Here is a 21177-nt window from a genome sequence, read left to right on the forward strand (position 1 = left end):
GCAAGGAGAAAAATGAATGCAAGATAAGCGGAAATTTAGGCTATTAGCAGGGTTGGGTGTGGTTACCTCAGCATTGATCTTTATCGGTTTGATTTTATTAGTTGGTCATTTTATGAACGCTGAACCACCAACCTTGGAAGTACCAAATCAGATTCAGTCTTCTCAAACTGAATCCCAAGAAACAAGAACGGAGGAAAGTAGTCGTGTGGCTTTAGTTGATGGTTCGTCATCAAGCAAAGAGGAGACCATACAGACCACTGAATCGAGTCGGCCGCCAGTGAGAGAAGTAGACGAAGTTTCTAATATCCGAAATTTTTTAAGTGTTTACTTTACCTGGGAATTGCAAGAAGACTCAGTGACCGAAAGGGCTGAATTATTGCAAGAATTGATGACAGAGAAACTCTATGATAAGAAGGAAGTAGAGGCAGATAGTGAAGTTTTGAAGGAGTTGATTGATACGTTCAATGAAACGAATGAAATAAATACTTCCAATTCCATGCAACTCTTGTCCAGTCGCTATCTTTCTTCTCAGATTTATCAAGATACCAACGATGAGACGCTTTATCGAGTAACTGTACGTATGGCGAAGCAGGCACCATATCAAGACGCACCTTTTATGATAGAAGAAGCGTACCATTTACGCTTTGAAGATAACCATGTGACTGATCTAGACGGACCAAAAGATCAATTAAGGAGTGACACAAATGACTCAGAGTAAATTAGAAAAACTTAAATCAAAATTAGCAGATGCCGAAAAGAAACGAGTGCAGCTAGATAAAACAATTAAAAGATTACAAAGTCAAATCAGTGAAGAAGAGACCAAAAGCTTTCGAATGACGCTGACAGAATTAGACTTGTCTGTTGAAGAGGCCATAAGTTTTCTTAAAGAGAAAAATCGACCATCTGCAGCACAGTTGGCTCATTCATTTAATCAAGCAGCGCCACCAAGTGATTATCAAAATGCCGAAGGAAAGGAGCTAAAGAATAATGTTTAGAAGAAAGCCAAAGTTTATCTATGAACTATCTGAGTGTACCTTATTGAAAGAAGAAGAGATCTTTAATCCGGATGATCTCTTTCAATTTATTCAGGAGGAAGATTACCGGTTTCGAAGAGACTATTTAAAGGGTTCAGTCGTTGTGACTAAAGTGAGGAATAATCTGGAAGGTACGGTTTATTATGCGAAGCGACTTCATCTACCACAGGAAGAAGGATTTGATTGGGTCGCAGAATTAGCTGATTTTTATACGAAAAAACCGCTCGATTATTTTTTAGAGGAGCCGATTGTCGAGTCTGTGAAAGATTCAGAACCTGTTCTTTCCGTGAATTCAGATGAAGCACTCACTTTAGATGATTTTGAAGCCGATATTCAGCCAGTAACAAAAACAGATAAACCGGAACAAACAGAGTCAGAAATAGAATCAGTACTTAGCAGCTCTTCAGATATGGAGCAAGAACAAGTTTTAGCAGAAGAAAACAGTGAAGAATTCGTACAGATTTCAAAAAGTGAACTACAATCCATCAAAGAAGCACTTGACCGTCATCAAAAAGAAATAAAACAATTTAGAGAAGAAAAAGCGACAGAAATCCAATCAACAACTGCTTCTGCAGAAACACTGTCAGAAGATAATATGTTAGAGGAAATGACAAAACTTTTGGATACAGATCCTGTAAAAGGTGAATCACTCGACATTGAAGTTGCTACAGATGAGATTGTACAAGAGGTTCTTCAATCTACGAAAGTGGAGTTTGGACAAGCATTGACCAAATTTATTGAGACAGAAACGAAGAAAATCAACCAAGAGATCCAACAATTAGATAAGCGTCATTTGATCGAGGAATCAGTTACGAAGCGTTTAGAAGCAAAGAAACAAGAAGAATTAGCTAATTTAGAAAGTCAGTTGATCAATCAAAAGCAGCAACAAGTACAAGAAGAAAAGTTGCGACACCAGCAAGCGTTACAGAATATAGAAAAGTCCTTTACCACACAGCTTGAAGGAGAAACTGAAGCAATTCAAAATAGCTATAAAGAAACGGTTGATCAGACAATCAAAAAAGAGTATGAACAACAAACGGAGCAACTGTCTCGTGTATTACAAGGGAAAATGGATGAACTAAAACTTCGGCAACATACGGTAAATACAGGTTTAGAAGCGAACTTTAAGGAGATTTTGGAAACATTTAACCGTGAGCATACACAAGTGATTCATGAGGTGGAGCAAAAAAAGCAACAGTCTCCAATCAGTTTAGAAGAAAGGCGATTGAGATTACAGGCTTAAATTGATAAAAGGGGAAAATTTTGATGCTGGCAAAACAAAATATCTTATTCTAGCAATTCCGTTACTGGTATCGATTCCTAAAAAACGAGCAATCGTAGATGTAATACGAGGTGGAGAATGAAATGGACAAAAATTTTGTTGAACAAATTAAGGGAGATTTAGATCAACTTGGAATTTCCGAAGATCGAAGTGAAGAACTAATAAACGATGAAGCGCTAAAATTATTTACATTGTTTGAAAATAAGTACGAGGATGTCAGTGACGATAGTGTAGATATTTGTTTGTACAGAGACGGTATTATAGAAATTTCTAATGAAGCATTACCTTTTTCACCACAATCAATGGAAGAACGAGTGTACCTAATTAAGTTGTTTACGGACTCGAATTTTACAGTTATCTCAACGTCAAATCGTTTTATTCATGTAACAAGTAAAATGAGTAGAATAGAAGATTTACAAGAATTAGTCCAAGAATATCGAACCTTACGCACGCAGTATCTAAACAAATATGGCGCAACAATATACTATGAAACAGTTCTAGAAGATGGATCAATTGGTTGGGAACGGAAGCGAGTGTCGCTAGAAAAGAAAGAATCAAGTATCGATTAATATGAGTAAATTATTGTTCAAGAAGTCAGATCCAATCCTTAATTTTCAAGGAATGTATCTGACTTCTTTTTGTTTAGATCTAATATTACCTCAGAAAAAAAATTATTTTCATTATGGAAGGAGCATATTTATGGCTAACTACAATCCCAATCGATTGAAGGAAATGGCCAAGCAAAAGAATATTTTGGATGTGGCTAGTTCTTTAGGATTAGAGTTAAAACGTGTAGGGCATCAGTATGCATGGATTGAACATCCAAGTTTTAAAATTGATCCGAGAAAAAACACCTTTTCTTGGTATTCAAAAGGGGATGAGTTTCGACAACAAGACGTGATCAAGATGGTTGAGGTGATCAATAATATATCGTTCAAAGAAGCGCTACATTATCTCCTTGAAACAGAAGCTGGCGTCTTTGATGGAGCGAAAATTCCAAAGAAAGAACCATTTGTTTATCGAGTCAGAGAAGCGAATACATTTGATTACGCCAGGAAGTATTTACGAGAAGAACGTGGCTTATCGGATGAAACAATCGATTTTTTTCTGAATAAAGAGATCATGGTACAAGGAATTCATAAAGATTTCGATACAGGTAAAACCGAACCAATGATTATATTTAAGCACGTAGATATCGAAGGAAAGATTGTTGGAGGCGCTAGACAAGGAATCTGGTATAACAAGCAGCTTTATCCGGAAAAAGGTCGATTAAAAAAGACTCTATACAATAGTGAGGGGACCAGTGGCGTGATTGTGGATATTGGTGATAAGGCAGAATTTAGTAAAGCTACACCAGAAAATCCCTTCACAGTTTACGCTTTTGAAGCCCCTATCGATATGATGAGTTACTACGAATTGCACAAAAACCAATTAACCAACTGTCGATTGGTCGCAATGAACGGCTTAAACAAAGGAATTATTTCACGTGCAGTCGTTGAGGCACTTTGTGCAGATAAAAGTTATGTACAGAAAATCGAAGAAAAAGTGAGTGCCGATCGCTGGTTACAAAAAATTGATGATTTAGCAGGATCTGCAGGCGTAAGACATGAAAAGTTGAAAATTGTTCTCGCTTTGGATAATGACGAAGCAAAATTTAATCCAGAAAGAGGGAAAATCGAGAGGCCGGCGAAAGACTTTTATAACAGTTTTGGTATAAACAACATCGATGTAATCCCACACTTTCCAAAATGCCACGAAGGAATGAAGAAAAATGATTGGAACGATGAGTTGAAGTTCCAAAAAGGCTTACTGAAGGGAATAGAAGCAACAGCTTCTCTACAACAAATGATTAACAATGTTCAACAAGATGTTGCGACGAAAGATCTGGCAGCAATCCAGCTATAGGAGGAAATTATGGAAGAAAATACATTTAACGAAACGCAGTTCAGTAACTTTATTCTTCGGTTGATCAAGGATTATCAAGAAGGAGAACTGACTGAATACAAAAGAGGAGCGGTTTCAGCTCTTTTACAAGTTTCAGATCAATTCCAAAAAATGGTGATAGAAACGTCCTCTATTGAGAATTTAATCGACTTAAGAAAGGATGAATATCAAGATACCGAGCAAGCTTTTGATAGAGACTAAGGAAGGGAGCTATGTTAAGTGGAAAATCAATTAACTTCGTTACTCAAAAAGAAATATGGGACAACCACTTCGTCTCCGCTAGTGTTTACTGAAAAGGATACTTTATATACCGCATTTCGAAAGCTGGCCGATAATATTTATAAGAATGGTACGTGGACGCAAGAAGATGAGCTGAGAGCAGTAGACACGTTTATTCGGAATAGAGATGGTTATCCGGTGGGCAAAGAAGACGCGACGTTTCATGACTGGAAAGGCCAACCCTGGTCAACGGAAGTTAAGGTAAGACCGATTGATGTAGTTGAAAGTTCTTTTCTTAGAAGTGAAGCCGAGGGAAAGAAAATTTACTCAGCTACTGCTATCAGAAGAAAAATCAATGGATCTGAGGAACACGTCAAAAGTGTTGATGTACTTTTAGATCCAAAGAACAAGAGTGGCACAAAACACGGTGAATTCTATTATTTTTCGTCTAGCAATTCTAAAGATCCAAGTTATTACGCATTAGGGAATATGAATCGAGCGATTGGATACGATAAATTACAGCGAGATATTTTAAAAGAATTTGATGATACTGTCCAGGAGCTTAAGTTTGATAGACGGGACTTAGAACGATTACTGGAGAGGCTATCAATTGCAAGTTATACCGGAAAAAAGAATGCTCATTTATTCCAAAAGAATCCTCATGGAGAATTGACGAATGCTTTTTTGGCCACACTTCCTAGAGATGAAAGAGAAAAGTATCTTGATAATCCCTCACAAATGAAATCAATGCTAGAAAATAATGACGTACAAGGTGAAGAACGTCGATGGATAGAGGATCAACTTGCTGCCAATTGGGGAGATTTATCAAATGACCCGAAAAATCCAGTAAAAGTAAATCTAGATAAGTCTCCGTATCTACTCAAAGAGGGAAACCGAACAACCTATCTCTATCCGAAAACGATTCAGAACGCTCGGAAACAAAACGAGTTAATCAGTTTTGTAGAAGAATATATTCAAAGTACTTACGATATTTTTCTTCAACGAGAGTATGAAAAAGATATTGATAAGCAAACCCGGGCTTCTGCATGGCAGACAAAAAAGAATATTAATAAAGATACGCGTAAAATAATGGAATCAACGTCGTTAAATAAGTATTTCCAATTTGTTGAAATAGATAACGATGTGGATCTAACGCTTTTTTCACAGTTTGAGAAGGAAATGGAACGTATGCACGACATTCTACCGAAAACTGGCGATAAACTACCAGAGTTGCGTTTGAGGAAGCTTGGGAATCATAAAGCTCTTGGACTGTATGTACCTAACAAGAATACGATTGCTATAGACTTTAGAGATACAAACGATGAAATTGGTGGCGTGGGTATACAATCATTTGTTCACGAGTATGGTCATGCATTAGATTATGGTACAGACAACGGTCGTTTATTGAGCATGAGAGACGATTTTAAGCCAATTGTTACAAGATATAGAGAAAACCTTTCACTTAACGGCAAAGGCAGCTACGTAGCCGAGAAGGCAGGATATTACACGGCTCCTACAGAAGTATTCGCCAGAGCTTTTGAGTTATATGTGAACGAAGCTGGACTGAATAGTATTTTTCTTAAATCAAAAGAGACTTATGCAACAAATATTGAATATGCTTTGTTTGATCAGAATATGCGTGATAAGCTCACAACTTTTTTTGACAGTGCCTTTCCGAATTTGAAAACTGCAGTCTTAGAATCAAATAAAGAACAAATTGATGTAGAACAAGGAACAAGGTTTGATCAAGAGTTACTTAAGACACAAGTTGATACAAAAATAGAAAGTATCAAATCGGTCAAATTTATTCATGAGAACGAAGAACTGAATGTTGGAGACGCTTTGGAAACTTGCGAACTTACTTTAATAGATAAAGCTTCAGCTATTCAGAAGCAAGAAGAAGCTATTCATTTATATATGAACGCTATTCCTCAAACGGACACGATGGAACAAATTACAGCGATTCTCAAGGATTCCCTGGAAGAAATGAAGGAACAGTCTGAAGAGACGCTTTTTTTATTTGATGGATCTGAACTTGCTGACTATTCAACAGATTTGAATGAAATGCTGACAATGATTACAGAAAGGGCAGTATTTAATGATGTTTATGGAAATTCGTTCCAGGAAGTACTGTTAGAAGTTAATGGACAAGCTGAACAAGCGCACCAAAACATTAGCGCACATGCACAAGCGCTCATCGACAGTAAAGCAGTTATGCCAGGGGAGAAAAATCCAACACTTTATTTTGTTAAAGGATTGAAAACAGTGGCCTTAGAGCTACAAGAAACTGGCGATTTTCTTCCATCCGAGAAATATAAACCTCAAACAGAGACAGAAAAAGAAGTGATAGGGGCTTTACTACGAAAAAATGAAGTAGGGGATATTAAAGTTAGACGAAACCATAATAATAAAATAGACAATCAACCAGTCAAACGAGTACAAGGAGTGAATGATATGGCAGAAGTACAAGTTTTAGAAGAGAGAAAAAGTAAGAAGTATATTGAGTTAGGCAATAAAATTGAGACATTGAAGAAAGAACGTATTGATTTTAGAGATCAATCCAATTGGGAAAAAGTTTCTGAAACCGATTGGGAACTACGGAAGTTAAATTTAGCTGTGGAAACACTAGACAAGAATACTATCGAGCCTATTTTAAGTGAAATAGCTGAATTTGAAATAGACATTGCTGGATTGGAAAGTATCGATAGATCCAATGTTAATTTAGAACAGTCCAACTCTATATTGGAAAGGATTAATCGTTCAAAGGGTTACATTAAAGAGCTAAAAGAAATGAAGGACGATTATTCTAACTTTTATCAGCAAGGACTTGGGGAAGAGATCAAATCTTCACCACAAGACTCAAATAGTTTACCAAAAGAAGAACAGCAAGAACAAGATCAGTCGAGCAGTATTGTTTCTTCGAACGAACAACTTCAACCTTCTAATCACTCTTTTATCCAGGAGATCAATGTTTCTTTTGATGAAACGAAGCAGGAAGTCGATGCCTTTCTTAAGCAAGTGGGATATAAAGGAGAGCAATTCGGTAGCATGGCTGATATAGAAAACATTCTAGCCACACATTTAAAACAAGTGGAAACCATTGTTAAACAGTCAATAGAGGCAGTGGATTCTTTGAGCGTGCCGACTGAGAATCAGATAAAAGAAGAAACAACCAAAGTAAAACGAACAATCGGTCAAATTTTGTCTGATTTCAAAGAGAACTTAAAACAGTATGTTAGAACACAAAAGAATAATACAGTGTATCAAGTGACGAACACAATGGATGATATTCGTTTAGGTTTGAAAAATTCATTTAATCGCAAACTTTTATCAATCAACGACTTGTTAAAACAATTTACAAATACAATTGATCAAAAATTTGTCATTGAGGAAAAAAGAAATCAAGCACCTTTAGCTGAGAAAACAAAAGAGGTACAGGAAAACGATTCACAAGAAGCAGCTCAAAAAGAACAGGAGAAGGTTTCAGAGGGTCCTATCGTATCTGAAAAGCAATCAGCAGCTGCTGAACCTGAAACACAGCCCAATATAACTATAGAGGAAAAAAGTGATCAAGCGCCTTTAGCTGAGAAAATGCAAGAGGTACAGGAAGAGGATTCGCAAGAACTAGCTAAAAAAGAACAGGAGAAGGTTTCAGAGAGTCCTGTCGTATCTGAAAATCAATCGCCAGCTACTGAACCTGAAACACAGCCCACTATAAATACAGCTGAATCAGTGAGTGATCAAAATAAACAGCATTCGGAAGAACCTACTCTACAGAATGAGCCTAAACTATCAGATGAGGGAAATGCTCCGGTAATTGCTGAAGAAGCTGAACAATCAACAGCTGAAAGTACAGTAACAGAAGCTGAAAAGAATCAAGCAGATAAGAAAATGAATAATATCGAGTTACAACAATTAAAACGAATCGAAGATTTAAGCAATCAGTTGGGATTTAAGGCGAGCGAAAAACAAACGGAAACGATTAAAGATTTAACACAGACACAAAAATCAGAGTTGATTCGATCAATGGAAGTAGCTGTTGAAGAAAAAAACAAATCTGTTTCCGTTAAAGAGACAGAGACGGAACTTGAAGTGGGATAAAGGAGGACAAAAAGAATGCCAACATTGTTTCCTGACAATTACGAAATAGCGAATATAGCGAAAAGAAAAAAGTTGGCCAGAAATTTAAAACTCAAGAATGAATTGTCAGCTTTAGACATTGCTTTACATGCCCATGATATTTTCGATTATCTAACGGGACACGGAGTAGAAAGGCTGAATAGTGCATTTGTTTCATTGTTTCAATATGCGGCAGAGGCGTTAGGCGTACCATATGAAACAATTGAAGAGGCGTTTTTTACACAAACGCCTCTTTCAGAAGAAGAGTTATTCGCTGTTTCTTATTTGTTCAATCCAAACGCAAAAATTATTGACAAACAAGATTTACCAATCGTTCCGATAACCATCGATTTTTATTCGATGTGCCTTGCCCTGTTTGAAGAACTTCCCACTTCATTTTGGAAGGAATACGTAAAGGCAGGGGGATTACTGCCTGAAACAAAATTGGATGCTTATGATCTTGAAAAGCTCTTGCAAGCTTTTGTCCAACAAGTATGGTTGAAGACAAAAGAAAGCATAGGAAAACCTGAAGGGAATGAAATTGAAAAAGCACGTCAAATGTTTTTGGCATATTTTTATCGAAATAATCAAAAGTTTTATCGAAAAGAAACGCAGGATATGTTGCTTGGTTTGTTAGAAAATAAAATAGCGGAACAAGTAGAAGAAGCTTTTGTTATTGATGATCACTTTCAAAAATTGTTAGATGAAGGAGATTCAAATAGTATCTATTCCTATGTTATGGATCACTTAACTGACTGGACAGATGAAAAAAATTATCTACGCTTTTTAAGAAGTATACCTAAGACAAAAAACTTATCGTTAATGAATCAGTTGTTGCTGCTTTATCAACGTGCAGAAGCAGTTGAGTCAAAAGAAGTCCATGATTGGATTCGAGAAAATAGGACGTTGAAGAATAATGCGGAGCCTGTCTTTCTATTTGGAGGAAACCAACAAAAAGTGAATAGTGAAACTGGGGAGATCCTAAAAGAAAAACAAACGCAGCTTACACAAATCACTCATGTCCCAATCGTTCCATATTTTGAAAAAACGGAAACGCAAGGAAAAGAAGAAACTAAAAAAATAGAAACGAGTCCGAAAGAAGTTTTCGCTATCTTAGAAAAGATTGCGAATCAGACAATCGTTTTTGAAGAAAGAGAAGAATCAGTCCTTGAAGATCATACCATTCGAATAAAAGCGAATCAGGGAGAAGAACAAACACTTGCTGATTTGATTGTTTGCCTTTTAGAAAAAGAGAAACAATCGTCAGAAGAGATTATTCGATTTGAAAATGAAAGTATCGCCTCTATTGTGATGACTGTTTTTTGTTTTAATCCTTTGCCTCTTAATTTGAGTTTGTTAACTCAGTTACGATCGATGAATAACGAAAAAGTGAAATTGCAACAATTATTTACTGACTTGATTGTTCGAAGCGATAATTTTTTACAAAAGATTGCTGCGCATATGTATGAAAAGGAAACAGAATCGGTTCGACCAACATTAGAAGAAGAAATTAGACGTGCGCGAGAACTTCAAAGTCGAGCAATGGACAATGTCGCAACAGACAAGGCGAATAAAAAAGAAGAACGATCTGAGGAAGAGTATAATTTAGCGGATACTTTAGAAAAATTAAAAGGCAATTCAGAAAGTAGCGAAGATGATAAAACTGATTAAAAAGCGACCTTTATGTCTGTATTATCTTTGGAAAGTTTGTCAGCGATTTGAACGAGACGAATCTCAAGAACTTATTCTTCCACCATTAAAAGCAGTGATTGGTCAGTTGCAATCAGAAAGACGAAACTTAGAAAAAGTTGAGAAAGAATCAATCGCTCTTCACATTTCTAGCCTTGCTTTGTTAGAGGAAATACTAAAAAATGAATCTGAACAATCATTCAGAAAGCTCATTTCGGATCTCGAAGAATTCGGAAAAGGTCATTGATGTAATGAAAGAAAATGGGGTTTGGGGCATGCCCCAAGTTTAAAAACAAAAAAAGAGGAAACTCGAAAATCGTAGATTTTCGGGATTTCCTTCTTTTTTATTTTTTCGTGAGGTACATGTACCTCGCTATGCTTGCCACTGTCGAAACTCCGCCCCTCCTGGGCGGAAGATTTTGGTTCGGGAGTGGGCAAGGCACAGCCTTGCTGGCTGATTTTCATGTTAGGAAGCGGGAGAAATATGAGGAAAAAGGAATTGTTTAGAAGCGAATTTGTTCAAGTTTATTTGACGAAGGAAGAAAAGAAGCGGATAAAAGAGAATATGGAGACCTCTGGCCTGAAGACGATGACCAATTATGTCCGCATAATGGCGCTTAATGGACTAGTGGTCAAAATAGACTTTACTACTTTGAGAGAATCATTGGCTGAAACAGGGCAATATGTTTCTGAGTTAAATATGATTGGCAATAATATCAACCAGATTGCTCATAAATTAAATCAGACAGATATTGTTGAAACAGAAGATATCCAGTATCTTGTTTCTGAGTTCGCGAAAATGCAAAACAACTACGTACGTTCGCAAGACATTTTGCTACAAGAAATTCAGAAGCTAACGAGGAGTGAGTGAAGTGCCAACGACTAAAACGCTCACGATTAAGCAAGAAAGATATCTAAAAGAAGCGATAAGATACATTCTAGATCCAGAGAAAACAAAAAACCAAACTTTAACGAGTGGTCATAAAGTTAATGCCGTGAACAATGCTTTTTTTGAAATGAACTTAACAAGAACATTGGCTCAAAGAGTCCGTGGAAAAATGAATAAAAAAAAGACTGAGGAAGTAATTGCAAGACATATTGTTCAATCGTTCGATCCTGAAGACAATCTCACACCTGAAGAAGTTCATGAAATTGGGAGACAAACTGCGCTCGACTTCTTAGGTGAAGATTATGAATTTGTCATTGCGACCCATGTAGATAAAGAACATTTGCATAATCATATTATTTTTAATACAACCTCAAGTGTCGATTTAACGAAGTTTCGCTGGCAACGAGGAACAGCGGCTCATTTAAGAAATTACTCCGATAAGGTAGCGGACTATCACGGGGCAATGATCCTCGATACGCCTAAAAGAAACTCACATAAAAAGTATCAAGAATATCGAAGAAAGAATGCGTATCGAGTTGAATTAAAAGAACGGTTAAATTTTTTGCTTACCCATAGTACAAGCTGGGATGATTTTTTAGTGAAGGCAAGGCTTCTAAATATTGATGTTGACCCTAATCATAATTCAGAAGAATATGGGAAAGTGATGAACTACAAATTATTGGATCTGCCACAAAAACGTCCAGCTCGTGATTATACGATAAACAAAAAACAACGAATCTACAATGAAGAAAATATTATCGAGCGGGTAAGTAAAAATAAACCGGAAGCAGTTTTCAATGCAATGGATATTGCAAAAAAATATGTCGAACAAAAAGCAGAAAAAGAATCTTTACCCGATCTAATCTTCGTCATTGAACCCTGGCAAATACAAAGAGACACCATGACAGGGATTTATGTTGAGATTGCCTATGGCCGGTATGAAACAGGTGTGGTCAAAGTTCCTGATTACATGTTAGAGAAATTGGAAGACGGACGCTATGAGGCGCATTTTAATTATAAAGATATTTTTTATTTTTGGAGTGATGAAAAAGGACAAAAAAATAAATTTGTTAAGGGAGCGTCTTTAGCAAATTATCTTTCTGGAGAAAGCGGACTGTTTCCAAAACGAAAAAATTCTGCTATTCAAAATGTCCGAGAAATGGTTACAGCTTTAAATATTTTGTCAACCCGTCAAGTAAGCAGCGATCAACTACCACATGTTTTAGGGAAAGACTTTTATGATAATTATGAAATTGTGCAAGAGGCAAGAGCAACTTTGGATGACAAGTTATTTAGAGCGAACGAAAAACTAAAGTACGATCCCTCCAATCTTGAACAAATAGAAAAAGTAAAATCCTTACATGGTGAGAAAAAAGAACTGGAGAAACAAGTAAAGTTGCTTGAGAAACAATTAAAAACTTACGATGCAGCATTGAGTATTTTGACAGAAAAGGCAGTATCCGATTCGATTGATCTTGATAAATAGACACGAAAAAACTTTACTGTACGTCCTGTACGTGCTATAATATTATTGTCAGGAGGTAGCTTGAAATGCCCATGACAATTAGAGAAGCAGAGAAATTACTCAAAGATGCTGGCTTTGTTGAAGTGAAGGGTGGAAAGGGGTCACACAGGAAATTTATAAAGAAAAATTTTCCTAGACCAGTTATTCTTACCAGTCATTCAAAAGAGTTATCTAGAAGAGTAGAGGATTCTGTTCGAAAAGCAGTGGGCAAATAAGCCTACTGTGTCTATAAGAAAGAGAGGGATAGAAATGAAAAAAGTTTATCCAGCTATATTTGAAAAAGATCCTGTTGGATACGGAATTTATTTTCCTGATGTTGAAGGAGCGGTCACGCAATCGGATGATATCGCCCAAGGATTAGAACTTGCGGCAGATGCGTTAGGTATTATGCTTGGAGACCTAGTTGAAAAAAACATGCCTTTGCCAACACCTACGGCTATCAATGCCCTTTCTGTAAACCCTGAAACAGAATTTGCGACATTGATTTCTGTCGACTTAAATGATTATTTAAAAGATGTCCAACTTGATAAAAAAACAATCAAAATTCCACATTGGTTGAACGTGCGTGCGACGAATGAAGGAATTAATTTTTCTAAAACGATGACTGAAGCATTAGCTCAAAAATTAAATGTCTGATAATGGAGGTGGTCAACATATGGATACTACGGCACTCGCAAAATTCATTCAATCGTTGGGTAGTTTGAATAATTACGGCAGCTCTGTTTATCAAACGAAAAAAGCTTTAGATTTGAAATCTACGAAACCACTCCGTCAAAATAGAGATGATATAGCTATTTTTGTGGATAGTTTAAAAGGGATCAATGCGATAAAAGAAAAAGGTTTTTCTGTAGATGGTATTATCGAAGTGAACAAGCAATTTGATTCACCGTCTGAAGAACAGCCCAAATTACCTGGTCATTTGCGAAATTCATATTACAATGAAGATGATCGGATAGCTATTGTTCTTGATCAAGCTAGTCAAGAACACTATTTCCCTAAAGAGATTATTTCTAGGGACGATTTACAAGAAATCGTGGATCAGTTTGAACAATCTGAACGAACAGAAAAAGATGCCTGGTGGGTTTTCGCTAGACTGGCTAAATTACAGGCTTTTCAAGATGGCAACAAGCGCACAGCGCTAATTTCAGCCAATGCTGCATACGGCACATTGGACAGCGAAAACTATTTGATGGTTCCTTTTCATGATATAAAACGTTTAGAGTTTACTTTTAATCTGATGTCATTCTATCGAGCAAAGGATCATTTAGAAGAAGAGCAAGCATTTGAGGGATTGTATCGTACATTACCTTCGAAAAAAGAACGTGAGTTGTATTTGCGTCAACCGATTGAAGAGCGCAATGTGGGGCAAGATCTTTCTACTTTTCGAGTAAAATCTGAACTTCGATCAATGGAAAAAGACAATGAGCCAGAGTTGTGAAGGAAAAATCATGGTGCAACTGATAATAAAAATAATGATGACATAAAAGCATTGCCTACTCATTTTTGAGAGGTAATGCTTTTTGTATTATGGAGGGACGAATGGAACTTTTTGATGTGGCCAAATATCAATTGCCCAAGGATGTGGATATAGAATGGGAAACCACCAAAGAAAAATTCAGTATATTTCTATCAGAGTATAAAAATTTACGAGAAAAAGTTGGGATTCCAGCTACTCCGAGGATTCAAGAAACATATTCGATGATACACAGAGAAAATGTTTCACCAGAAGTAATTAATGATCCAATGTATAAAGAGTTTGAGTATTTACACAGACTATTTATAAAAGGGTATCTCTCAATCAATCACCCTTATAAGCCTGAAATTACTGACCGAAGAAGGAAAATATTTTTACTTCGATATTTTTATGGCTTATCAATATCATTAGTCAGCGAGCGAGTTCATTATCAGAAGAATATTATTTTGATTGACTCAAAAAAATCGCTCATTCAGTTTACGTCTGCAATTCAATTACTGGATCAAAAGCGAGGGTAGTCCTAAAGCAGAAACAAAAATCTAAACATTTCTGAGACTTTTGAATGCCCTTCTTTCACCCGCTCTTTTATTATTCTTATCTTACAAGCTTGAATACGAGAACACAGCTGTGGGAAAGAATATTGAATGAAACAATCGAAACAACTAACTTTTATTGATTTATTTGCGGGTGTAGGCGGTTTTCGGATGGGAATGGAAAAAGCAGGACATAAATGTGTCGGCTTTTGTGAAATTGATAAATATGCTAGACAGAGTTATAAAGCGATCTTTAATACTGAAAATGAGGTGGAAATGCATGATATTACGAGGATCTCAGACGACACTATTCGAGGATTCGGACGTGTGGACATTATCACAGGAGGATTTCCTTGCCAGGCTTTCAGTTCTGCAGGAAAAAGACGAGGTTTCGCAGATACTAGAGGAACTCTCTTTTTTGAGATTGCACGCTTCGCACATATTTTGCGACCTAGCATTTTATTCCTTGAAAACGTCAAAGGATTGCTCAACCACAATGGCGGAGCTACGTTTGAAACAATACTCAGAACACTGGATGAACTGGGGTATGACGTGGCATGGCAAGTGCTTAACAGCAAGGATTTTGTCCCGCAAAATCGAGAACGTGTCTTTATTGTCGGACATTTTAGAGAGTCAGGTGCCAGAAAGTTTTTACCTCTCACAGGAGAAGAAAAATCAGTTGATCAAAAATCAGCAAAAATCAATATAGCTGGGACGACAAATAAACGCAATAACTTAAATACAAATTTTCGAGAACGAACCTATTATACTAACGGATTAATGGGAACTTTAACGGCTACTGATTATAAAATGCCAAAACAAATTGTAGTCGGAAATGTAAATCCTAGTGGGGATGGTATGAATGGTCAGGTTAGTAGTATAGAGGGGATCGCTCCAACTCTTACGACAAACAAAGGAGAAGGAAATAAGATAGCGATTCCTATAATATCTCCAGATAAAGATGAAGTTCGACAGAATGGTCGAAGAATAAAAAATAATGGAGAAGAAATGTTCACACTTACCGCACAAGATCGCCACGGAATCATAGTAGAAGGAAAGATTGATGGACGTTATCGATCAGCGGTCAGTGTCTATTCTCCTGAAGGGATTTGTCCAACGTTAAATACCATGCAAGGAGGTGGGCAACAGCCGAAAATTGTTGTGAATGAAATACGCAATAATGCGGATGAGGACCCAAATAATTTAGCACAGAGAGATTTTCAGGTTCGTAAATTAACACCTTTAGAGTGCTGGAGGCTACAATCGTTTCCGGATTGGGCATTTCTAGCAGCCAAATTCGGCAGCAAACAAGTCGCACAAAGAATTTTGGTTGAACGTATGGATCATTATAACTCTCACTTTGAGCAGAAGGTTTCTGACAGCCAACTATATAAACAAGCAGGAAATAGTGTGACAGTAGATGTGATCTACTTTATTGCGAAGCATTTCCACCTTTCATAGGCGTTTAAGCAGACTCAACAGGGAATAGCTACCCTGTATAGTAAATGTATCAAGACTTGACTAAACCATTGGATTCAGGCCTGAATCATAGAGGAGAAACCTATGATTCAAAAAGATACGATTTACTTTGAAGATTGCTTAGAAGGAATGAAAAAAATTCCGGATGGATCGATCGATACGATCATTTGCGACTTGCCATATGGAACTACTGCTTGTTCCTGGGATACTATTTTGCCCTGGGAAGAATTGTGGTCACAATACTTGCGTGTAGTCAAAGAGAATAGTGCGATCGTTTTGTTTGGAGCGGAACCATTTTCTACACAGTTACGTATGAGTAACTTTAAACAATATAAATATGATTGGTACTGGGTTAAAAATACCGTAACTGGCTTTGCCTTTGCCAAAAAACAGCCAATGCGTTCAATTGAGACAATCTCTGTTTTTTCAAAAGGGTCACCTATTTATTATCCTCAAGGGTTAGAGAGGATGAAACAACCACTTATAAAGAAGAAAAATGAGACTGAAGGGATTTATAATACGAGTTCTCTTTCAGGCAAAGAATATTGCCAAGAGTATACAGGATATCCGAATAATGTTTTGCGATTTGACAAAGAGTCAATGAACACGTTCCACCCTACGCAAAAACCGGTACGTTTACTTGAATATCTGATACAAACTTACACACAAAAAGGAGATATTGTATTAGATAATTGTATGGGGAGTGGGACAACTGCGATTGCTTGTATCAATACTGAGCGACACTACATTGGTTTTGAAACTAACTTGGATTACTATACTAGGTCTATAGAAAGAATTCAGAATAATGTCACGCAGATGGATCTTTTCAACTACTGATACCTCCTAAAAAAGAGAATAAATCAATTGATAAAGACGGTTTACCGTGCTATAATATTTATAGACGGTAAACCGTCTATAAATTGTTTTGGGAGGTTACGTTAATTGTTAGATGAAGCAAAAAGTAGATTAGTGGAAGAAGCAAAGAAACGTTTGGATATATTATCGATCGAGGACCACGTTAAAGCAGGATTCGGGAAAGGAGAGATCTATTGTTCTAGGCGAACTGCAATAGTGGTTAATCGCAAGAAGTTTGTACTACCAGTTATCTATAGCGTGACAGATCAACAAAAGAAAATAATTGATAAATACGAGAAAAAATATGGGTTCATTGTGTTTCATATAATAGAAACAAGTACTAAGCATGGATTGCTATTGACTTTACTTCAGGTCAGTCCACATGAGTTTGAGTGGGAAAATGATAGAGAAGAATTACAGGAACAAAAAATGATGCTGTGTTTCACTGTAAACGTCGATTATGAGGTATATTCAGAGTTTAGCTGGTGTTGCTTCAACGAGGTAGGAGGTGGCTTATTATTACAAGGATGACTATGGCAATAAAAAAATGCTTACCCTGCGGACACAGAATAAGCACAAAGTAACAAAACCATAGACCGGATTTGCTACTACTCAAAATATATCATAAAAGTGAGTAGTAGCAAATAATAATAGCTACACTCCAACTCTGGAGGAATAACTATGTATGCTAACAAAGAAAAAATTCAATGGTTACTGACGAAAAGTGGGAAATCAATAGCTGAATTAAGTAAAAGATCCGGTGTTGCAAAGATGACAATCTCGGATCTTAAACATGGAAAGTCGTCGATTGATAGAATGCGCTTTGATAATGCTTATTTGCTTACTAAACTAGCAGAGAAGCTGATGGCTGAAGAGAGTGACGAAAAGAGTGACGAAAAGAGTTAGAGTCCTGTCACTATTGACCTATAGAAGAAAAAGGATCGACCGGCTACTAAAAGAGCATGGAAATATTTATTTTAAGGACAATGGAGAAATCCGTAATTATATGAAATAAAAGGAGATTGATATGAAACGTAAGTCAAAATTCATACTCGCAGCATTGTTCAGTTTGTTTGGGGTTACTGCTTCTTTGATGGACTTATCTGAACTCGATGTTCAGTTGCCTAGCTTTTTCGGTGATTGGGCCTATCAGGAAGAAATCTCAGCTGAAGAGGTTGAAAATCTACCTGATTTTGATGGTCAGGATGTTGTCATTCAAGTAAACGGAAATTATCCGAGTTTTACAGCTGAAGAGATGTCGATGGATGCTGGGACCTGGCAAACATTTTCGGATCTCGATTCACTAAATCGTGTCGGTGTTGCAGATGCACTGTTACATCGATCGATGATGCCGACAGAAGAACGAGGGGATATCTCAAACGTATACCCTACTGGTTGGAATCAAAAAAAGCTTGAAAATAATGTTTGGCTCTATAATAGAAGCCATTTAATTGGATTTCAGATGACCGGTGAGAATGATAACTGGAAAAACTTGTTTACCGGCACACAACAACTGAACCAGATCCACATGGTTCAATTTGAAAATGAAGTGGCCAACTATTTAAGAAAAACCAATAACCACGTCCGTTATCGAGTCACTCCGATATTCAGAGAGCGAGAATTATTGCCCAGGGCGATTCAAATGGAAGCACGCAGCGTTGAAACCAATGATATTCAATTCAATGTGTTAATCCACAACGTGCAAGATGGGTTATCTATTGATTACAGTACAGGCAAAGCGAGTATAAATTAAGTTGAGAAGGTATTTAATATTTCTGTTTTCGCGATATTAAACTAGAAAATATATAAAAGGTGAAATTATATGGATGAAAAAGCAAAACAAAAAATTGTTAAGTTACTTGCTTTAGCAAATGATGCAAACGATGAGGAATCAATGTCAGCACTAGCAAAAGCACAAGAGTTGATGCTCCAGCACAATATAGATGAAGAAGATGTCTTTAGCTATAAGCAGGAACAAAAAACGGAGACAGTGATTAATACGATCATATACGAGGGACGTCCTCAAAAATGGCTCTATCGACTTGCTTTGATCATTGCTAAGAACTTTCGAGTTCGTTATTACTACGTATCGGGCCCACCAATTGAACTACATTTCGTAGGAATTAAATCAGATGTCCAAATCGCTCAGATTACATTTGAATATGCTCGTGGAAGTGCCAGCTATTGTGCTAGACAATTTTTACAATTACCGGAGATCCGTCGGAAATACAAGCGTAAATGGCAGCTGAAGCAAGATTATCTTGAAGGCTATTTACGTGGGTTGACTGAAACTTTCAAGAAGCAGGTGCTAACAAACGGCTATGAACTTGCTTTACAAGTGCCGGAAGTTGTAGAAACCGCAGTTGAAAAGATTGGACTTGTTCCTGGAAAAGACACGTCCCATGACGTAAAAGATAGAGAAGCATTTTACTCCGGATATGCAGATGGGGTCCGCTTTACTGACAAAGAGAGACTAACTGTTTAAAGATATTCAAATAAAGTATCAAAGTAAATGACATGGAAAATATGATTGAGAGGAATAAAAAATAATAATTGTTATGGCTTAATTTTTATTCCATTCTAAGTTTATAAAATATAGAAGCAGAAAAACTCTTAAGAAGCGATTGGAGAGAAACTAAAATGTATGAGTGTATTGAAACTTTAGTATTACCTTTTTCAGATTTAATTAGACCATATAAAAATGAGATTGTAATTTCTGAAGGGGAAAAGTGGGAACTAGAAAATAAAGAAGATAACATATACAAATTATCAAACAATACAGAATGGATTAAGATTTCTGAATGGCAATTAAAAAAATATTTTAAGAAAATTTCTCTATGATACGCTAATACTTAAAAAATTAAAAATCAATATTATAAAAACAGAAATAAATGTTATAATTGGGTTGGCGTAAGAGTCGAATGACACTTAGAGGTTCGGGTTTCTTACTACTCTTATGCCATGAATCTAGATTCATGTTAAATTCATTTTTCGGTATGAATTTATCAGCATTCTTATTCTGTTTGTGGGTGATCGCTTTTGGTACGAGCGATCACTTTTTTTTAGTTTTTGCCAATTCAAAAATAAAGGGGTACAACTAAAAATAGGAGTCGATGAATTTTAGAAGAACTCTTCCAAAGTATCAGAAACTTAATAGTTTTTGATCCTTTGTTTATTTCAACAATAAACGTTCGCTCATCGTTAATAAATCAGCAAAAGAGCATTGCTATGTATCGAATCGATTGGGAATTTTGAAAGTAAAAGATATGATTGGCTTTTTCATATGCTATGAGAATCTAACAGAAAAGGAAAATCAGCTGAAGAACCAAAATTACAAAAAAGTAGATTCGATAATCAATCGCTATTCTAAATTATAAAAGATTGACTATTGTATTACATTGTAATACAATAGTTGTATAGAGAAAAGGAGGGATTACAATGAGCGTTACTACTATAAGATTGAATGAACAAGAAGAGGCATTTTTTCAAAGCTATGCTGAATTAACTGGTCAGCCTTTATCAACTTTAATGAAACAAGCATTAACAGAAAAAATTGAAGATTACCTGGACTTGCAAGCGGGATCTGAAGCTCTGAAAAATCTATCAGGTGAATCTGTCTCCCTTAAAGATATGATGAAGGCTGAAGGTTTATGAAGTATCACGTTGAATTTGATAAACGCGCACAAAAAGAGTTTTTGAAGTTAGACAAACCCATTCGAAAACAGATTCTACTTTGGTTAAATAAGAATATTGATGGTTGCGAAAATCCGAGATGGACTGGAAAAGGTCTTACAGCTGATAAAAGTGGCTTGTGGCGATATCGAATAGGAAAATATAGATTAATATGTGATATTCGTGATGATTATGCTTTGGTTCTAGTTATAAAAGCTGGCAAGCGAGAAACGATTTATGAAGGCTAGTTACTCAATGATATAAAGGGGTCAGAAACTTGATAGTTTTTGATCCCTTTTTGATTCCTCATTTCATAGCTCTTTTGGTGGCTCAATTAATTAGGACAGAAAGTTACTCTCTTTCGGGGACAACAGAGTATACCCTGACGTCACTTCATTTTATTGAATACAGCTGTTGACACGCGTAAAAGAAAAATTAGTTCCTATTGGAAAATATGATCATT

The 21177-nt window shown here is 36.4% G+C and carries 24 protein-coding genes; all 24 read left to right on the top strand.

Annotated elements, in window-relative coordinates:
- Positions 1-16: 16 nt before the first annotated feature.
- Entirely contained in the window at positions 17-718 is a 702-nt protein-coding gene (locus IGJ00_RS15425) for a hypothetical protein (RefSeq protein WP_066025991.1), read from the top strand.
- Positions 705-995, top strand: a complete 291-nt coding sequence (locus tag IGJ00_RS15430) for a hypothetical protein (RefSeq protein WP_066025990.1) — start codon at positions 705-707, stop codon at positions 993-995. The genes IGJ00_RS15425 and IGJ00_RS15430 overlap by 14 nt, the downstream gene beginning before the upstream one ends.
- Positions 988-2277: a hypothetical protein gene (locus IGJ00_RS15435; RefSeq protein ID WP_066025989.1), complete on the top strand. Its 1290-nt coding sequence runs from the start codon at positions 988-990 to the stop codon at positions 2275-2277. The genes IGJ00_RS15430 and IGJ00_RS15435 overlap by 8 nt, the downstream gene beginning before the upstream one ends.
- A gap of 122 nt (positions 2278-2399) precedes the next feature.
- The gene (locus IGJ00_RS15440) at positions 2400-2885 is read left to right on the top strand and encodes a hypothetical protein (RefSeq protein ID WP_066025988.1); all 486 of its coding nucleotides are present in this window, start codon (positions 2400-2402) and stop codon (positions 2883-2885) included.
- Between the two features lie 130 nt (positions 2886-3015).
- Positions 3016-4221: a hypothetical protein gene (locus tag IGJ00_RS15445; RefSeq protein ID WP_438844603.1), complete on the top strand. Its 1206-nt coding sequence runs from the start codon at positions 3016-3018 to the stop codon at positions 4219-4221.
- Between the two features lie 9 nt (positions 4222-4230).
- A complete protein-coding gene (locus tag IGJ00_RS15450; protein WP_066025986.1) occupies positions 4231-4461 on the top strand; it encodes a hypothetical protein in 231 nt (76 codons plus the stop codon).
- Positions 4462-4479: 18 nt separating this feature from the next.
- The gene (locus IGJ00_RS15455) at positions 4480-8580 is read left to right on the top strand and encodes an LPD1 domain-containing protein (protein ID WP_066025985.1); all 4101 of its coding nucleotides are present in this window, start codon (positions 4480-4482) and stop codon (positions 8578-8580) included.
- Positions 8581-8595: 15 nt separating this feature from the next.
- A complete protein-coding gene (locus IGJ00_RS15460) occupies positions 8596-10269 on the top strand; it encodes a hypothetical protein (RefSeq protein WP_066025984.1) in 1674 nt (557 codons plus the stop codon).
- Positions 10253-10534 carry a hypothetical protein gene (locus tag IGJ00_RS15465; RefSeq protein WP_066025983.1) on the top strand — a complete coding sequence of 94 codons (282 nt, stop codon included), beginning with the start codon at positions 10253-10255 and terminating at the stop codon, positions 10532-10534. Before IGJ00_RS15460 ends, IGJ00_RS15465 begins: the two co-directional genes overlap by 17 nt.
- A 237-nt stretch (positions 10535-10771) precedes the next feature.
- Positions 10772-11158, top strand: coding sequence for a plasmid mobilization protein (locus IGJ00_RS15470; RefSeq protein ID WP_066025982.1), 387 nt, complete (start codon positions 10772-10774; stop codon positions 11156-11158).
- Between the two features lies 1 nt (position 11159).
- Entirely contained in the window at positions 11160-12662 is a 1503-nt protein-coding gene (locus tag IGJ00_RS15475) for a relaxase/mobilization nuclease domain-containing protein (protein ID WP_066025981.1), read from the top strand.
- Positions 12663-12727: 65 nt separating this feature from the next.
- The gene (locus IGJ00_RS15480) at positions 12728-12916 is read left to right on the top strand and encodes a type II toxin-antitoxin system HicA family toxin (RefSeq protein WP_023520664.1); all 189 of its coding nucleotides are present in this window, start codon (positions 12728-12730) and stop codon (positions 12914-12916) included.
- 34 nt (positions 12917-12950) lie between these two features.
- Positions 12951-13337 carry a type II toxin-antitoxin system HicB family antitoxin gene (locus IGJ00_RS15485; protein WP_066025980.1) on the top strand — a complete coding sequence of 129 codons (387 nt, stop codon included), beginning with the start codon at positions 12951-12953 and terminating at the stop codon, positions 13335-13337.
- 19 nt (positions 13338-13356) lie between these two features.
- Positions 13357-14139, top strand: a complete 783-nt coding sequence (locus IGJ00_RS15490) for a Fic family protein (protein ID WP_066025979.1) — start codon at positions 13357-13359, stop codon at positions 14137-14139.
- Between the two features lie 101 nt (positions 14140-14240).
- Complete coding sequence (locus IGJ00_RS15495; RefSeq protein ID WP_066025978.1) at positions 14241-14693, top strand: hypothetical protein; 453 nt, start codon at positions 14241-14243, stop codon at positions 14691-14693.
- A 126-nt stretch (positions 14694-14819) separates the two neighbouring features.
- Complete coding sequence (locus IGJ00_RS15500; RefSeq protein ID WP_438844604.1) at positions 14820-16169, top strand: DNA cytosine methyltransferase; 1350 nt, start codon at positions 14820-14822, stop codon at positions 16167-16169.
- A 102-nt stretch (positions 16170-16271) separates the two neighbouring features.
- Complete coding sequence (locus IGJ00_RS15505; RefSeq protein WP_438844605.1) at positions 16272-17024, top strand: DNA-methyltransferase; 753 nt, start codon at positions 16272-16274, stop codon at positions 17022-17024.
- Between the two features lie 105 nt (positions 17025-17129).
- Positions 17130-17573, top strand: coding sequence for a hypothetical protein (locus IGJ00_RS15510; protein WP_438844606.1), 444 nt, complete (start codon positions 17130-17132; stop codon positions 17571-17573).
- A gap of 150 nt (positions 17574-17723) precedes the next feature.
- Entirely contained in the window at positions 17724-17948 is a 225-nt protein-coding gene (locus tag IGJ00_RS15515; protein WP_066025974.1) for a helix-turn-helix domain-containing protein, read from the top strand.
- Between the two features lie 121 nt (positions 17949-18069).
- The gene (locus IGJ00_RS15520; RefSeq protein WP_066025973.1) at positions 18070-18795 is read left to right on the top strand and encodes a DNA/RNA non-specific endonuclease; all 726 of its coding nucleotides are present in this window, start codon (positions 18070-18072) and stop codon (positions 18793-18795) included.
- A 69-nt stretch (positions 18796-18864) separates the two neighbouring features.
- Positions 18865-19527 (top strand): DUF2786 domain-containing protein, encoded by a 663-nt coding sequence (locus IGJ00_RS15525; RefSeq protein ID WP_066025972.1) that lies wholly within the window; start codon positions 18865-18867, stop codon positions 19525-19527.
- A 155-nt stretch (positions 19528-19682) separates the two neighbouring features.
- Positions 19683-19883 carry a hypothetical protein gene (locus IGJ00_RS15530; RefSeq protein WP_066025971.1) on the top strand — a complete coding sequence of 67 codons (201 nt, stop codon included), beginning with the start codon at positions 19683-19685 and terminating at the stop codon, positions 19881-19883.
- A 597-nt stretch (positions 19884-20480) separates the two neighbouring features.
- A complete protein-coding gene (gene relB, locus IGJ00_RS15535) occupies positions 20481-20696 on the top strand; it encodes a type II toxin-antitoxin system RelB family antitoxin (RefSeq protein WP_023520736.1) in 216 nt (71 codons plus the stop codon).
- Positions 20693-20962: a type II toxin-antitoxin system RelE family toxin gene (locus IGJ00_RS15540; protein WP_066025970.1), complete on the top strand. Its 270-nt coding sequence runs from the start codon at positions 20693-20695 to the stop codon at positions 20960-20962. Before relB ends, IGJ00_RS15540 begins: the two co-directional genes overlap by 4 nt.
- Positions 20963-21177 lie beyond the last annotated feature (215 nt).

The organism is Enterococcus sp. AZ062 (assembly GCF_051715065.1).
Classification (GTDB): domain Bacteria; phylum Bacillota; class Bacilli; order Lactobacillales; family Enterococcaceae; genus Enterococcus_B; species Enterococcus_B mundtii.

Excerpts from the sequence above, each read along its gene's own strand:
- relB (WP_023520736.1), top strand. The coding sequence starts at position 20,481 with ATGAGCGTTACTACTATAAGATTGAATGAACAAGAAGAGGCATTTTTT.
- IGJ00_RS15490 (WP_066025979.1), top strand. The coding sequence starts at position 13,357 with ATGGATACTACGGCACTCGCAAAATTCATTCAATCGTTGGGTAGTTTG.
- IGJ00_RS15440 (WP_066025988.1), top strand. The coding sequence starts at position 2,400 with ATGGACAAAAATTTTGTTGAACAAATTAAGGGAGATTTAGATCAACTT.
- IGJ00_RS15480 (WP_023520664.1), top strand. The coding sequence starts at position 12,728 with ATGCCCATGACAATTAGAGAAGCAGAGAAATTACTCAAAGATGCTGGC.
- IGJ00_RS15460 (WP_066025984.1), top strand. The coding sequence starts at position 8,596 with ATGCCAACATTGTTTCCTGACAATTACGAAATAGCGAATATAGCGAAA.
- IGJ00_RS15425 (WP_066025991.1), top strand. The coding sequence starts at position 17 with ATGCAAGATAAGCGGAAATTTAGGCTATTAGCAGGGTTGGGTGTGGTT.
- IGJ00_RS15485 (WP_066025980.1), top strand. The coding sequence starts at position 12,951 with ATGAAAAAAGTTTATCCAGCTATATTTGAAAAAGATCCTGTTGGATAC.
- IGJ00_RS15465 (WP_066025983.1), top strand. The coding sequence starts at position 10,253 with ATGATAAAACTGATTAAAAAGCGACCTTTATGTCTGTATTATCTTTGG.
- IGJ00_RS15450 (WP_066025986.1), top strand. The coding sequence starts at position 4,231 with ATGGAAGAAAATACATTTAACGAAACGCAGTTCAGTAACTTTATTCTT.
- IGJ00_RS15430 (WP_066025990.1), top strand. The coding sequence starts at position 705 with ATGACTCAGAGTAAATTAGAAAAACTTAAATCAAAATTAGCAGATGCC.
- IGJ00_RS15500 (WP_438844604.1), top strand. The coding sequence starts at position 14,820 with ATGAAACAATCGAAACAACTAACTTTTATTGATTTATTTGCGGGTGTA.
- IGJ00_RS15530 (WP_066025971.1), top strand. The coding sequence starts at position 19,683 with ATGTATGAGTGTATTGAAACTTTAGTATTACCTTTTTCAGATTTAATT.
- IGJ00_RS15435 (WP_066025989.1), top strand. The coding sequence starts at position 988 with ATGTTTAGAAGAAAGCCAAAGTTTATCTATGAACTATCTGAGTGTACC.
- IGJ00_RS15470 (WP_066025982.1), top strand. The coding sequence starts at position 10,772 with ATGAGGAAAAAGGAATTGTTTAGAAGCGAATTTGTTCAAGTTTATTTG.
- IGJ00_RS15515 (WP_066025974.1), top strand. The coding sequence starts at position 17,724 with ATGTATGCTAACAAAGAAAAAATTCAATGGTTACTGACGAAAAGTGGG.
- IGJ00_RS15525 (WP_066025972.1), top strand. The coding sequence starts at position 18,865 with ATGGATGAAAAAGCAAAACAAAAAATTGTTAAGTTACTTGCTTTAGCA.
- IGJ00_RS15505 (WP_438844605.1), top strand. The coding sequence starts at position 16,272 with ATGATTCAAAAAGATACGATTTACTTTGAAGATTGCTTAGAAGGAATG.
- IGJ00_RS15445 (WP_438844603.1), top strand. The coding sequence starts at position 3,016 with ATGGCTAACTACAATCCCAATCGATTGAAGGAAATGGCCAAGCAAAAG.
- IGJ00_RS15520 (WP_066025973.1), top strand. The coding sequence starts at position 18,070 with ATGAAACGTAAGTCAAAATTCATACTCGCAGCATTGTTCAGTTTGTTT.
- IGJ00_RS15495 (WP_066025978.1), top strand. The coding sequence starts at position 14,241 with ATGGAACTTTTTGATGTGGCCAAATATCAATTGCCCAAGGATGTGGAT.
- IGJ00_RS15540 (WP_066025970.1), top strand. The coding sequence starts at position 20,693 with ATGAAGTATCACGTTGAATTTGATAAACGCGCACAAAAAGAGTTTTTG.